At 43.7% G+C, this 13,059-nt stretch carries 23 protein-coding genes; all 23 read right to left on the bottom strand.

What is annotated here, in order from left to right; translation table 11 throughout:
• Window positions 1-11: 11 nt before the first annotated feature.
• The 23 genes from rplR to ABXS78_RS00215 all read right to left on the bottom strand — a co-directional run bounded on the left by rplR (window position 12) and on the right by ABXS78_RS00215 (window position 13,049).
• Entirely contained in the window at window positions 12-374 is a 363-nt protein-coding gene (gene rplR / locus ABXS78_RS00325; protein ID WP_095224646.1) for a 50S ribosomal protein L18, read from the bottom strand.
• A gap of 33 nt (window positions 375-407) precedes the next feature.
• Window positions 408-944, bottom strand: a complete 537-nt coding sequence (gene rplF / locus ABXS78_RS00320; RefSeq protein ID WP_038565220.1) for a 50S ribosomal protein L6 — start codon at window positions 942-944, stop codon at window positions 408-410.
• A gap of 29 nt (window positions 945-973) precedes the next feature.
• The gene (rpsH, locus tag ABXS78_RS00315; protein WP_038565217.1) at window positions 974-1,372 is read right to left on the bottom strand and encodes a 30S ribosomal protein S8; all 399 of its coding nucleotides are present in this window, start codon (window positions 1,370-1,372) and stop codon (window positions 974-976) included.
• Window positions 1,373-1,403: 31 nt separating this feature from the next.
• Entirely contained in the window at window positions 1,404-1,589 is a 186-nt protein-coding gene (locus tag ABXS78_RS00310) for a type Z 30S ribosomal protein S14 (protein ID WP_038565213.1), read from the bottom strand.
• A gap of 21 nt (window positions 1,590-1,610) precedes the next feature.
• Window positions 1,611-2,150 carry a 50S ribosomal protein L5 gene (gene rplE, locus ABXS78_RS00305; protein WP_095224645.1) on the bottom strand — a complete coding sequence of 180 codons (540 nt, stop codon included), beginning with the start codon at window positions 2,148-2,150 and terminating at the stop codon, window positions 1,611-1,613.
• Window positions 2,151-2,175: 25 nt separating this feature from the next.
• Complete coding sequence (gene rplX / locus ABXS78_RS00300) at window positions 2,176-2,487, bottom strand: 50S ribosomal protein L24 (protein WP_093728571.1); 312 nt, start codon at window positions 2,485-2,487, stop codon at window positions 2,176-2,178.
• 35 nt (window positions 2,488-2,522) lie between these two features.
• Entirely contained in the window at window positions 2,523-2,891 is a 369-nt protein-coding gene (gene rplN / locus ABXS78_RS00295; RefSeq protein ID WP_038565204.1) for a 50S ribosomal protein L14, read from the bottom strand.
• Window positions 2,892-2,934: 43 nt separating this feature from the next.
• Window positions 2,935-3,198: a 30S ribosomal protein S17 gene (rpsQ, locus tag ABXS78_RS00290; RefSeq protein WP_038565201.1), complete on the bottom strand. Its 264-nt coding sequence runs from the start codon at window positions 3,196-3,198 to the stop codon at window positions 2,935-2,937.
• Between the two features lie 22 nt (window positions 3,199-3,220).
• Complete coding sequence (gene rpmC, locus ABXS78_RS00285) at window positions 3,221-3,421, bottom strand: 50S ribosomal protein L29 (RefSeq protein ID WP_038565198.1); 201 nt, start codon at window positions 3,419-3,421, stop codon at window positions 3,221-3,223.
• Window positions 3,411-3,845, bottom strand: a complete 435-nt coding sequence (gene rplP, locus ABXS78_RS00280; protein ID WP_093728574.1) for a 50S ribosomal protein L16 — start codon at window positions 3,843-3,845, stop codon at window positions 3,411-3,413. The genes rpmC and rplP overlap by 11 nt, the downstream gene beginning before the upstream one ends.
• An 18-nt stretch (window positions 3,846-3,863) precedes the next feature.
• Window positions 3,864-4,505: a 30S ribosomal protein S3 gene (rpsC, locus tag ABXS78_RS00275; protein WP_038565192.1), complete on the bottom strand. Its 642-nt coding sequence runs from the start codon at window positions 4,503-4,505 to the stop codon at window positions 3,864-3,866.
• Window positions 4,506-4,508: 3 nt separating this feature from the next.
• Complete coding sequence (gene rplV / locus ABXS78_RS00270; protein ID WP_093728576.1) at window positions 4,509-4,850, bottom strand: 50S ribosomal protein L22; 342 nt, start codon at window positions 4,848-4,850, stop codon at window positions 4,509-4,511.
• A gap of 18 nt (window positions 4,851-4,868) precedes the next feature.
• Complete coding sequence (gene rpsS / locus ABXS78_RS00265) at window positions 4,869-5,147, bottom strand: 30S ribosomal protein S19 (protein WP_038565186.1); 279 nt, start codon at window positions 5,145-5,147, stop codon at window positions 4,869-4,871.
• 57 nt (window positions 5,148-5,204) lie between these two features.
• On the bottom strand, window positions 5,205-6,035 hold the full coding sequence (gene rplB, locus ABXS78_RS00260) for a 50S ribosomal protein L2 (RefSeq protein ID WP_095224644.1): 831 nt from the start codon (window positions 6,033-6,035) through the stop codon (window positions 5,205-5,207).
• Between the two features lie 28 nt (window positions 6,036-6,063).
• Window positions 6,064-6,354 carry a 50S ribosomal protein L23 gene (rplW, locus tag ABXS78_RS00255; RefSeq protein ID WP_038565180.1) on the bottom strand — a complete coding sequence of 97 codons (291 nt, stop codon included), beginning with the start codon at window positions 6,352-6,354 and terminating at the stop codon, window positions 6,064-6,066.
• Window positions 6,354-6,977, bottom strand: coding sequence for a 50S ribosomal protein L4 (rplD, locus tag ABXS78_RS00250; protein WP_095224643.1), 624 nt, complete (start codon window positions 6,975-6,977; stop codon window positions 6,354-6,356). The genes rplW and rplD overlap by 1 nt, the downstream gene beginning before the upstream one ends.
• Before the next feature lie 26 nt (window positions 6,978-7,003).
• Window positions 7,004-7,633 carry a 50S ribosomal protein L3 gene (gene rplC, locus ABXS78_RS00245; protein ID WP_095224642.1) on the bottom strand — a complete coding sequence of 210 codons (630 nt, stop codon included), beginning with the start codon at window positions 7,631-7,633 and terminating at the stop codon, window positions 7,004-7,006.
• Window positions 7,634-7,660: 27 nt separating this feature from the next.
• The gene (rpsJ, locus tag ABXS78_RS00240) at window positions 7,661-7,969 is read right to left on the bottom strand and encodes a 30S ribosomal protein S10 (protein ID WP_038565171.1); all 309 of its coding nucleotides are present in this window, start codon (window positions 7,967-7,969) and stop codon (window positions 7,661-7,663) included.
• Window positions 7,970-8,331: 362 nt separating this feature from the next.
• Window positions 8,332-9,522, bottom strand: a complete 1,191-nt coding sequence (gene tuf, locus ABXS78_RS00235; RefSeq protein WP_095224641.1) for an elongation factor Tu — start codon at window positions 9,520-9,522, stop codon at window positions 8,332-8,334.
• Window positions 9,523-9,645: 123 nt separating this feature from the next.
• On the bottom strand, window positions 9,646-11,724 hold the full coding sequence (fusA, locus tag ABXS78_RS00230) for an elongation factor G (RefSeq protein ID WP_366248444.1): 2,079 nt from the start codon (window positions 11,722-11,724) through the stop codon (window positions 9,646-9,648).
• A gap of 39 nt (window positions 11,725-11,763) precedes the next feature.
• Window positions 11,764-12,234 carry a 30S ribosomal protein S7 gene (gene rpsG, locus ABXS78_RS00225; protein ID WP_093728583.1) on the bottom strand — a complete coding sequence of 157 codons (471 nt, stop codon included), beginning with the start codon at window positions 12,232-12,234 and terminating at the stop codon, window positions 11,764-11,766.
• A 41-nt stretch (window positions 12,235-12,275) separates the two neighbouring features.
• The gene (gene rpsL, locus ABXS78_RS00220; protein ID WP_095224639.1) at window positions 12,276-12,689 is read right to left on the bottom strand and encodes a 30S ribosomal protein S12; all 414 of its coding nucleotides are present in this window, start codon (window positions 12,687-12,689) and stop codon (window positions 12,276-12,278) included.
• A 108-nt stretch (window positions 12,690-12,797) separates the two neighbouring features.
• Complete coding sequence (locus ABXS78_RS00215; RefSeq protein ID WP_095224638.1) at window positions 12,798-13,049, bottom strand: 50S ribosomal protein L7ae-like protein; 252 nt, start codon at window positions 13,047-13,049, stop codon at window positions 12,798-12,800.
• Window positions 13,050-13,059: the final 10 nt, after the last annotated feature.

Here is a 13,059-nt window from a genome sequence, read left to right as displayed (position 1 = left end):
TCCTTTTTAGATTAGAATTTAAGACCAGCTTCACGAGCTGCTTCAGCCAATGCTTTAACACGTCCGTGGTAAAGGTAGCCTCCACGGTCAAATACGATAGTTGTTACGCCAGCTTCTTTCGCACGGTTAGCAACTGCTTCTCCGACCTTTTGAGCTGCTTCAACATTGCTTGTAGATTCTAGGCTAAGGCTAGCATCCTTAGTAGAAGCACTTGCAAGTGTTTTACCAGTTGTATCATCGATCAACTGTGCGTAAATGTGTTTGTTAGAACGGTATACGTTCAAACGTGGACGCTCAGATGTTCCTGAAATGCTTTTACGAACACGGTTATGTCTTCTCTTACGCGATTCGTTTTTTGCAACTTTTGTAATCATTCAGGTCACTCCTTTCTGGTTTAACGAAAAACCTTATTTCGCTGTTTTACCTTCTTTACGACGTACGAATTCGCCTTCGTAACGGATTCCTTTACCTTTGTAAGGCTCTGGAGGACGGATTGCACGGATGTTAGCAGCTACTGCACCAACAGCTTCCTTATCGATACCTTTAACAACTACACGAGTGTTGGAAGGAACTTCGATTTCAATACCATCACGGTGTTCAACTTCTACTGGATGAGAGTAACCAGCGTTGATCACGACTTTGTTGCCTTGTTTAGTAGCACGATAACCTACACCGATGATTTCAAGAGCTTTCTCATAACCAGCGTGTACGCCTTGTACCATGTTTCCAAGGATAGAACGAGTAGTTCCGTGAAGAGCACGGTGTTCCTTGCTGTCAGTTGGGCGTTCAACAGTAAGAACGTTCTCTTCAACTTTGATCACCATATCTTGGTGGAATGTACGAGTCAATTCACCTTTAGGACCTTTTACAGTCACAGTGTTGTTTTCATTTTTGAATTCAACACCTGCAGGGATTTCAAGAATCTTTTTACCTACGCGGGACATATGTGCACCTCCTTACTAATTGTTGGGTATTACCAAACGTATGCTAGCACTTCGCCGCCGACAGCTTGCTCACGTGCTTCTTTATCAGACAATACGCCTTTAGATGTTGAAACAACTGCGATACCAAGTCCGTTAAGGACACGTGGGATTTCAGTAGATTTCGCGTAAACACGAAGACCAGGTTTACTGATACGTTTGATACCAGTGATAACACGCTCGTCGTTTTTACCATATTTCAAAAAGATGCGTAGAACACCTTGTTTGTCATCTTCTACGAATTCGTAATCGCGAATAAAGCCTTCACGTTTAAGGATATCAGCAACATCCTTTTTTAACTTAGAAGCAGGAAGCTCCAGTTTTTCATGACGAACAGTGTTTGCATTACGAATACGAGTTAGCATATCTGCGATAGGATCTGTCATAACCATTAATCATTACCTCCTTCCCTGATTTAGGGGATTACCAGCTTGCTTTTTTAACGCCAGGAATTTGACCTTTATAGGCTAGTTCGCGGAAACAAATACGGCATAGCTTGAATTTACGTAGTACAGAGTGTGGACGTCCGCAACGTTCGCAGCGTGTGTACTCTTGTACTTTGAATTTCTGTGGGCGCTGTTGTTTCACGATCATAGATTTTTTAGCCACAATATTCCCTCCTTTTTACCTTTATTTTTGGAAAGGCATGCCTAGCTGAGTAAGTAGCTCACGAGCTTCTTCGTCAGTGTTGGCTGTAGTTACGATAACGATGTCCATTCCACGTACTTTGCTTACTTTATCGTAATTAATTTCTGGGAAGATTAGCTGTTCTTTAACACCTAGAGTATAGTTACCACGACCATCAAACGCTTTGTTTGAGATACCACGGAAGTCACGTACACGTGGAAGGGAAACTGCGACTAGTTTTTGAAGGAATTCGTACATACGCTCACCGCGCAATGTAACTTTCGCTCCAATTGGCATACCTTCACGAAGACGGAAACCTGCGATAGATTTCTTAGCTTTCGTGATGATTGGCTGCTGACCAGCAAGCAATGCCAATTCCTCTACTGCAGAATCAAGTGCTTTAGAGTTTTGAACGGCGTCACCGACACCCATGTTAATAACGATCTTTTCGATCTTTGGTACTTGCATTACAGATTTATAGCTGAATTTTTCCATTAGAGATGGAGAAATTTCGCCTTGATATCTTTGTTTCAATTCATTCATCGAGTAGCCCTCCTTTCAGAAGAAATTATTTATCGATAGCTTGACCGGATTTCTTAGCGATACGGACTTTTTTGCCGTCTTTCACTTCGTAGCCTACGCGAGTTGGCTCTCCAGTTTTAGGATCGATCAGCATTACGTTAGAAACGTGAATCGCTGCTTCGATTTCGAGGATTCCGCCCTGCGGGTTATCCTGGGAAGGTTTCGCGTGTTTTTTGACGATGTTTACGCCTTCGACAAGAACACGGTCTTTCTTCGGATAAGCTTCAAGGATGGTACCTTCTTTACCACGATCTTTACCAGTGATTACTTTAACTTTGTCACCTTTTTTAACATGCATGTGTACTGCACCTCCTTAACAAGGCATTAAGTGTTTTACAATACTTCAGGAGCAAGGGAAACGATCTTCATGAACTTAGCGTCACGCAATTCACGTGCAACTGGTCCGAAGATACGAGTTCCTCTTGGGCTCTTGTCATCTCTTACGATAACAGCTGCGTTCTCGTCAAATTTGATGTAAGAACCATCTTTACGACGAACACCGCTTTTCGTACGTACGATTACTGCTTTAACAACTTCACCTTTTTTGACAACGCCACCAGGTGTTGCTTGTTTCACCGTACAAACGATTACATCACCAATGTTAGCTGTTTTACGACCAGATCCGCCTAGCACTTTAATTGTTAGGACTTCACGAGCACCAGAGTTATCAGCGACTTTCAAACGAGTCTCTTGTTGAATCATACGAGTGTTACCTCCCTTCGGAATCCTTCCGAGCGATCTTTAATTAGATAATTACTGCTTCTTCTACCACTTCAACCAAACGGAAACGTTTCGTTGCGGATAATGGACGAGTTTCCATGATACGAACCAAGTCACCAGTTTTTGCTGTACCGTTTTCATCATGCGCTTTTAGCTTTTTAGAATACTTAACACGCTTGCCGTACAGCTTGTGAGTTTTGTAGGTTTCAACAAGAACAGTGATTGTTTTATCCATTTTATCGGATACAACACGTCCAACGTATACTTTACGATTGTTACGTTCACTCATGTCGCGAACCTCCTCTCGGAATTTAGTTATTTACGCTTAATTCTCTTTCACGAACAACAGTCTTCATGCGAGCAATTGTCTTACGGACTGTGCGAATACGTGCTGTATTCTCAAGCTGTCCAGTAGCTAATTGGAAGCGCAGGTTGAAAAGTTCTTCTTTAAGAGACTTAACTTTTTGTTCAATTTCGGCAGTGGTCAGTTCTTTGATTTCATTAGCCTTCATTGATTTCACCACCAATTTCTTCACGTTTTACGATCTTAGTTCTTACTGGCAGTTTGTGAGAAGCAAGACGCAATGCTTCGCGAGCCACCTCTTCAGATACTCCAGCGATTTCGAACATGATCTTACCAGGTTTCGTTACAGCTACCCAGCCTTCAGGAGAACCTTTACCGGAACCCATTCGGACTTCAAGAGGTTTTTTAGTGTATGGCTTATCTGGGAAGATTTTGATCCATACTTTACCGCCACGTTTCATGTAACGAGTCATAGCGATACGAGCAGATTCGATTTGACGGCTAGTGATCCAAGCAGGATCAAGAGCTTGTAAACCCCATTCACCAAATGCCACTTCTGTACCGCCTTTAGCACGGCCATTCAATTTACCACGGTGTTGTCTACGATATTTTACGCGTTTAGGCATTAACATAATGCTTTTCCCCCTTCCTTATCGGTTGTTTTTAGTTGGAAGGACTTCGCCACGATAGATCCATACTTTAACGCCAAGCTTACCATAAGTTGTATCAGCTTCAGCTGTGCCATAGTCAATGTCAGCACGTAGAGTATGAAGTGGAACTGTTCCTTCGCTGTAAGATTCTGCACGAGCGATATCTGCTCCGCCTAGACGACCGGAAACTTGTGTACGGATACCTTTAGCACCAGCACGCATTGCACGTTGCAATGTTTGTTTCTGAGCACGACGGAATGAGATACGGTTTTCAAGTTGACGAGCGATGTTGTCTGCTACCAATTTAGCATCAAGATCTACACGTTTCACTTCTACGATGTTGATGTGAACACGTTTGCCAGTCAGGCTGTTCAATGCTTTACGAAGTGCTTCTACTTCAGAACCGCCTTTACCGATTACCATACCAGGTTTACCAGTATGAATAGAGATATTTACACGGTTAGCAGCACGTTCGATCTCCACTTTAGAAAGTGCAGCATCTTTCAAACGTTGTTCTAGATAATCACGAATTCTGATATCTTCATGTAGTAAATCAGCGTAATCTTTGCCACCGTACCACTTGGATTCCCAGTCACGGATGACGCCGACGCGAAGACCTATCGGATGTACTTTTTGACCCACTGCTTAACCCTCCTTCTTTTCTGTAACAACCACTGTAATGTGGCTAGTACGTTTGTTGATTTGGCTTGCGCGGCCTTGAGCGCGTGGACGGAAACGTTTCAATGTAGCACCTTCGTTAACGAATGCTTCAGAGATAACAAGGTTATCCGTATCCATTTCATAGTTGTGTTCTGCGTTAGCAACTGCAGAACGAAGTACTTTCTCTACTGCCAATGATGCACCACGCTGAGTGTGACGCAAAATCGCAATAGCTTCTCCAACATTTTTTCCTCGAATTAAATCAACGACTAAGCGGACCTTACGAGGAGCAATGCGAACTGATTTTGCCATAGCTTTTGCTTGCATTTAGGATTGCCTCCCCTCTTAGCGTTTTGTTTTCTTATCGTCCGCTGCGTGTCCTCTGTACGTGCGAGTTGGCGCGAATTCACCAAGTTTATGACCTACCATATCTTCAGTAACATAAACAGGTACGTGTTTACGGCCATCGTACACAGCGATTGTGTGTCCAACGAATGTTGGGAAAATAGTGGAACGACGGGACCAAGTTCTGATTACTTGTTTCTTGTCGTCTTCGTTCAATTTGTCGACTTTCTTTAGCAAATGGTCATCTGCGAAAGGTCCTTTTTTCAAGCTGCGACCCATACATAAACCTCCCTTTGCGATATGGAGACGGGTGAGAACGCCCGCCTTGCTACCACATTATTTTTTACGCTTACGTACGATAAATTTATCGGACTGCTTATTACGTTTACGTGTTTTGTAACCAAGTGTCGGTTTACCCCATGGAGACATTGGTGATTTACGTCCGATTGGAGCGCGTCCTTCACCACCACCGTGTGGGTGATCATTAGGGTTCATTACAGATCCGCGGACTGTAGGGCGTTTGCCTAACCAGCGAGAGCGTCCTGCTTTACCAACTACGATTAGTTCGTGTTCCAAGTTACCAACCTGACCGATTGTAGCACGGCAAGTACCTAGTACTAGACGTACTTCACCAGAAGTTAGTCTTACAAGAACATATTTACCTTCACGGCCAAGGATTTGAGCTTGTGCACCAGCAGAACGAGCTAGCTGAGCACCGCGGCCTGGCTTCAATTCGATGTTGTGGATGATCGTACCAACTGGGATTGTAGCAAGCTCCATAGCGTTACCCACTTTGAAGTCAGCACCTTCACCAGATAAGATCTCCATTCCTACTTCCAAGCCTTTTGGAGCAAGGATGTAGCGTTTTTCACCATCTACATAGTGAATTAGAGCGATGTTTGCAGTACGGTTTGGATCGTACTCGATTGTAGCAACGCGTCCTGGTATTCCATCTTTGTCGCGTTTGAAGTCGATAATACGGTATTGACGTTTGTGTCCACCACCTTGGTGACGTACAGTCAATTTACCTTGGTTGTTACGTCCGCCACGTTTGTGAAGCGGTGCAAGCAATGATTTCTCAGGCTTGTCAGTTGTAATTTCAGCAAAATCCGATACGGACATATTACGACGTCCGTTAGTGGTCGGTTTATACTTTTTAATCGCCATCGTTGTTTCCCTCCTTCTCTATTATTTCTTAAACACCTTCGAAGAAGTCGATTTCTTTACTGTCTTCAGATAGTGTTACTACTGCTTTTTTACGATCTGGGCGGTATCCGCCGTAACGACCTTGACGTTTGAATTTACCTTTAAGGTTTTGAGTGTTCACTTGTTCCACTTTTACACCAAAGATTACTTCAACCGCTTGTTTGATTTCAATCTTGTTAGCACGTTTGTCAACTTCAAACGTGTACTTCTTATCAACCATAAGGTCAGAAGAATGTTCCGTAATTACAGGGCGCTTAATAATATCACGTGGTTCTCTCATTATGCAAGCACCTCCCCTGCTTTTTCAGCTGCCTCTTTCGTTAAGATCAGCTTATCATGCGTAAGCAAGTCAAGAACGTTAACTTCGCTTTGAGTCAACACTTTAACGTTTTTAAGGTTGTTTGCAGAACGTACAACAGTTTCGTCTTTGTCTGCAGTAACGATCAATACCTTTTTATCAACGTTTAGTGCGCTAAGCATAGCAACGACATCTTTCGTTTTAGGAGCATCGAATGCAAGGCTCTCTAGAACTACGATGTTTTCTTCTTGTACTTTAGAAGATAGTGCTGATTTAAGCGCTAGACGACGAACTTTTTTAGGTAGTTTGTAGCTGTAGCTGCGTGGAGTCGGTCCGAAAACTGTTCCACCGCCAACCCATTGTGGTGAACGGATGGATCCTTGACGCGCGCGGCCAGTACCTTTTTGGCGCCATGGTTTTCTTCCGCCGCCTCGTACTTCAGAACGTCCTTTTACTTTGTGCGTACCTTGACGCATAGAAGCACGCTGCATTAGTACTGCTTCGTGTAATACATGTGTGTGTGGCTCGATACCGAAAACGGAATCATTCAATTCGATTTCACCGACTTGAGACCCGCTCTGGTTGAATAGTGCTACTTTAGGCATGATATATCCTCCCTTCGTATTGTGAATTAGTTACCTTTTACGGCACTTGATACTTTCACGTAAGATTTTTTCGCACCAGGTACGTTACCTTTAACAAGGATAAGGTTGCGCTCAGCGTCAACTTTAACGATTTCAAGGTTTTGAACAGTGATTTGCTCTCCGCCCATTTGTCCTGGTAGTGCTTTACCTTTGAAAACGCGCATAGGATCAATTACACCCATGGAACCTGGTCTTCTGTGGTAACGGGAACCGTGTGACATAGGTCCGCGGGATTGGTTGTGACGCTTGATTGCGCCCTGGAATCCTTTACCTTTAGAAGTACCTGTTACATCTACTGTTTCTCCAGCTGCGAAAATCTCTACGCTAACCTCTTGTCCAACTTCGTGTTCGTCAAGAGCAGCGTCACGGATTTCACGAATGTAGCGCTTAGGTGTTGTGTTTGCTTTCTCAGCATGGCCTTTTGCAGGTTTGTTAGCGTTGTTTGCTTTCTGATCAGCAAATCCTAGTTGCAATGCGTTGTAACCGTCAGATTCGACAGTTTTCTTTTGAAGAATTACGTTTGGTTCAGCTTGGATAACTGTTACAGCTTGAAGTTCACCTGTTTCAGTGAATAGCTGTGTCATGCCGATCTTGCGTCCCAAGATTCCTTTCGTCATCCGTTACACCTCCTATTTTGTGTAAAATTATAGTTTAATTTCGATGTCCACACCGGACGGTAAGTCAAGTCTCATCAAAGAATCAACTGTTTGCGGTGTAGGACTAACGATATCGATAAGACGTTTGTGAGTGCGCATTTCGAACTGCTCACGAGAGTCTTTATATTTGTGCACCGCACGTAGAATTGTGTATACAGATTTCTCTGTAGGAAGCGGAATCGGACCTGATACGTTCGCACCAGAACGTTTCGCTGTATCTACGATTTTCTCTGCAGACTGATCAAGGATTCTGTGATCGTATGCTTTCAAACGGATTCTGATTTTCTCTTTTGCCATTATTTTCCCTCCTTTATCGCCCTTATTATTTAGGACATTCTCAGCGGAAATTAACTTGACCACCCTGCCATGGCAAAGGGGCCTGGTGTGCCAACAACCTCCCGCATCATCGCCTTTAAATGACCAACATTATAATTATATAGAAAAAACGCGGTCAATGCAAGTCTTATCTAGTTTTACAGCTTAAAAGTCTGCAATCCTTCATAAGATGACACTTTATGTATTATACATAGGCTTACTAGTGTTTTCAAGTCATTTCAGTATTTTTTACAATTAACTGGCGCTGCCAATCTTTTACTATAGTTAAATAAAAAAACAGACAGCACGTCTGCTGTCTGTTTCTTCTATATTGTTATATCAGCTTACGCTTCGATAACAGATACAACGCCTGATCCAACAGTACGTCCACCCTCACGGATAGAGAAGCGAGTACCATCTTCGATAGCGATTGGAGAGATAAGCTCAACAGACATCTCTGTGTTATCGCCAGGCATTACCATTTCAGTACCTTCTGGAAGGTGAACTACGCCAGTTACGTCAGTTGTACGGAAGTAGAACTGTGGGCGGTAGTTAGTGAAGAATGGAGTGTGACGTCCACCTTCTTCTTTAGAAAGAACATAAACTTCAGCTTTGAACTTTGTGTGTGGAGTGATTGTACCTGGTTTAGCAAGTACTTGTCCACGGTTGATGTCATCACGGGATACACCACGAAGTAGAGCACCGATGTTGTCACCAGCTTCAGCGTAATCAAGAAGCTTACGGAACATTTCTACACCTGTAACAGTTGTTTTCTTAGGAGCTTCGTTAAGACCGATGATATCAACTTCGTCACCGACTCTTACTTCACCACGCTCAACACGGCCTGTAGCTACAGTACCACGACCAGTGATAGAGAATACGTCCTCAACTGGCATCATGAATGGTTTTTCTTTGTCGCGTTCTGGAGTTGGGATGTACTCATCAACAGCGTCCATAAGTTCGAAGATTTTCGCTTCGTAGTCAGCGTCGCCTTCAAGAGCTTTAAGAGCGGAACCTTTGATAACTGGTACATCATCACCAGGGAAGTCGTATTCGCTTAGAAGATCGCGAACTTCCATTTCAACAAGTTCAAGAAGCTCTTCGTCATCAACCATGTCACATTTGTTTAGGAATACAACGATCGCAGGAACACCTACGTTACGAGAAAGAAGGATGTGCTCACGAGTCTGTGGCATTGGACCATCAGCAGCAGATACTACTAGGATAGCTCCGTCCATTTGCGCAGCACCAGTGATCATGTTTTTAACATAGTCAGCGTGTCCTGGGCAGTCAACGTGTGCATAGTGACGAGAATCAGTTTCATACTCAACGTGTGCAGTAGAGATAGTGATTCCACGTTCTCTTTCTTCTGGAGCACCATCGATTTGGTCGTAAGCCATTGCTGTACCTGAACCAGTTTTCTTATGAAGTACAGTAGTGATAGCTGCAGTTAGTGTTGTTTTACCATGGTCAACGTGTCCGATTGTACCAACGTTAACGTGGGATTTGGAGCGGTCGAATTTTTCTTTACCCATTAGTAATTCCTCCTTAAATATGGAAATATCTCATGTATTAGATAGTATGTTTCTTGTACTCAGAAGCATGCGTGCACGCACGCTTCCAATACAAGTTATACTTGATTACTGGCAAAAAATCAATTATTGTCCAGAGTTTTTCTTGATAATTTCTTCTCCAACGCTTTTCGGCACTTCTTCATAGTGGTCGAATGTCATTGTGTAAGTTCCACGGCCTTGTGTGTTGGAACGCAACGCTGTTGCGTAACCGAACATTTCAGCAAGTGGCACGAATGCATTAACTACCTGAGCAGGTCCGCGTGTATCCATACCTTCAACACGTCCGCGACGGGAAGTGATATCGCCCATGATGTCACCCATGTATTCTTCTGGGATAACAACTTCCACTTTTACAAGTGGTTCCAAGATGACAGGGTTACATTTGTTCTTCGCGTTTTTAAGCGCCAAAGAAGCAGCAACCTTAAAGGCCATCTCGTTGGAATCGACATCATGGTAGCTTCCATCAAATAGAGATGCTTTAACGTCTATTAGCGGATAACCAGCCAATACACCGTTTTGCATTGCTTCTTTGATACCAGCTTCAACAGATGGGATGTATTCACGAGGAACTACACCACCAACGATTTTATTTTCAAACTCGAAACCAGCGCCTTCTTCGTTTGGCTCGAATTTGATCCAAACGTGTCCGAACTGACCGCGACCACCGGACTGACGTACGAATTTACCTTCGACTTCAGCAGCTGCACGGAATGTTTCGCGGTACGCTACCTGTGGAGCACCTACGTTAGCTTCTACTTTGAATTCGCGACGCATACGGTCAACGATGATATCCAAGTGAAGCTCACCCATACCGGAGATGATAGTCTGACCAGTTTCTGGGTTTGTTTCAGTTCTGAATGTAGGATCTTCCTCAGCTAGTTTACCAAGGGCAACGGACATTTTATCTTGGTCCGCTTTTGTTTTTGGTTCAATCGCAACAGAGATAACTGGCTCTGGGAATACCATAGACTCAAGGATAACTAGTGATTTTTCATCACATAGAGTATCTCCAGTCGAAGTATCTTTCAAACCTACAGCTCCGGCAATATCACCAGCGTAAACTTTGGAAATCTCTTCACGAGTGTTTGCGTGCATTTGTAGGATACGGCCTACGCGCTCACGCTTGTCCTTCGTGGAGTTTTTCACGTAAGAACCTGCTTCCAATGTACCAGAGTACACACGGAAGAAAGTAAGTTTACCAACGAACGGGTCAGTTGCAACTTTGAAAGCAAGTGCACTGAATGGCTCGCTGTCGCTTGATTTACGTACGATTTTCTCTTCAGTACCAGGAACGATACCTTCGATAGCTGGTACGTCAGTTGGTGCAGGCAAGTAATCAACAACACCGTCGATTAGAAGCTGAACACCTTTGTTTTTGAATGCTGAACCACAGAATACTGGGTAGAATTCAACAGTTAGAGTCGCTTTACGAACAGCTTGTTTAAGCTCTTCGTTAGAGATCTCTTCCCCTTCAAGGTAGCGTTCCATAAGATCTTCATCTTGTTCAGCTACTGCTTCAATCAAGTTCGTGCGGTATTCTTCCACAAGATCCTTCATGTCTTCAGGGATTTCACGAATCTCAGAGTTTTGTCCAAGATCATCAAGGTAGAAATGAGCTTCCATTGTGATTAGGTCAATGATTCCTTCGAAATCATCTTCCGCACCAATTGGAAGTTGTACTGGGTGCGCATTAGCGCCCAGACGCTCGTGCATCGTTTTAACGGAATAAAGGAAGTCTGCACCTGTTTTATCCATTTTGTTAACGAACACGATACGTGGTACACCGTAAGTTGTAGCCTGACGCCAAACAGTTTCTGTTTGAGGCTCAACTCCGGACTGTGCATCAAGCACAGCTACCGCTCCATCAAGAACGCGCAGGGAACGTTCAACTTCAACTGTGAAGTCTACGTGTCCTGGTGTATCGATGATGTTGATACGGTGGCCTTTCCATTGAGCAGTTGTTGCAGCAGATGTGATTGTGATACCACGCTCCTGCTCCTGCTCCATCCAGTCCATCTGAGAAGCACCTTCATGAGTTTCTCCGATTTTATGGATACGTCCTGTATAGAATAGAATACGCTCAGTTGCAGTTGTTTTACCGGCATCGATGTGAGCCATGATACCGATATTACGCGTATTTTCTAAGGAGAACTCTCTAGCCATGTGGTCTTTCTCCTTCCTAGAGTGAATTTCAGATATATCTTACCAGCGGTAGTGAGCAAACGCTTTGTTTGCTTCCGCCATTTTATGCATATCTTCACGTTTCTTAACTGAAGCACCTGTGTTGTTAGACGCATCAAGAATTTCGTTAGCAAGACGCTCTTCCATTGTTTTTTCGCCGCGTAGACGGGAATAGTTAACAATGTAACGAAGACCTAGTGCTTGACGACGCTCTGGGCGTACTTCAACTGGTACTTGGTAGTTGGAACCACCTACACGACGTGCGCGTACTTCAAGTACAGGCATGACGTTCTTCATGGACTGTTCGAAAACCTCCATTGGATCGTTTCCACTACGTTCTTTAACTAGTTCAAATGCTGCATAAAGAATCTTTTGTGCTTTACCGCGTTGTCCGTCAACCATGATTTGGTTGATCAAACGAGTTACCAATTTAGAGTTGTACAACGGATCTGGTAACACGTCACGTTTAGCTACAGGACCTTTTCTTGGCATATGTTCTCCTCCTTTCCGATGATGGTTATATTATATTAGTCTTATTTTTTAGGGCGTTTTGTACCATATTTGGAACGACCTTGTGCGCGGCCGTCAACACCTGAAGTATCAAGCGCACCACGTACGATATGGTAACGTACACCCGGTAAGTCTTTTACACGTCCGCCGCGGATCAAAACAACACTGTGCTCTTGCAAGTTGTGTCCGATACCAGGAATGTAGGCAGTAACCTCGATTCCGTTTGTCAAACGTACACGTGCATATTTACGCAATGCGGAGTTCGGTTTCTTCGGAGTCATTGTACCAACACGAGTACAAACACCACGTTTTTGTGGAGAAGACTGGTTAGTCAATGATTTCTTGAAACTGTTGTACCCTCTGTTCAATGCTGGAGAGTCAGATTTTCTTGTTTTGCTTACGCGACCTTTGCGTACTAATTGATTAATAGTAGGCATGTTTTTTCCTCCTTTCAAAGCTTTTTGTAATACCACACATCCAGGTGGTTCATTTTTAGGCAAAAAACAAAGCTTTCACGAGCTGAGCTAGCATCAGCTTCGCCAAAACTATCTTTTGATTGCCACAGTAGCTGTCCCTACATCTATGCCACAAGCTTCACCTAATCGCTTCATAGAATCGACTTGGATCGCTGGTATGCCTAATTCTTCTGCCAGCTTTCTTACCTGGCTGGTAATTTGCTCGGCAGCGTCATTTGCAATGACAACTGAGTTCACTTGGCCTTGCTTCATGGCCTTGAGTGTTTGTTTGGTTCCGATAACGATTCCCGTATTAGCTTGCGCTACTTTTTCATAAGACATATGCATATCC

It is taken from the genome of Terribacillus aidingensis (assembly GCF_040703035.1).
Lineage (GTDB): Bacteria > Bacillota > Bacilli > Bacillales > Amphibacillaceae > Terribacillus.
The sequence above is the reverse complement of the archived record's forward strand: the minus strand, read 5'-3'. Positions and strand labels throughout refer to the sequence as shown.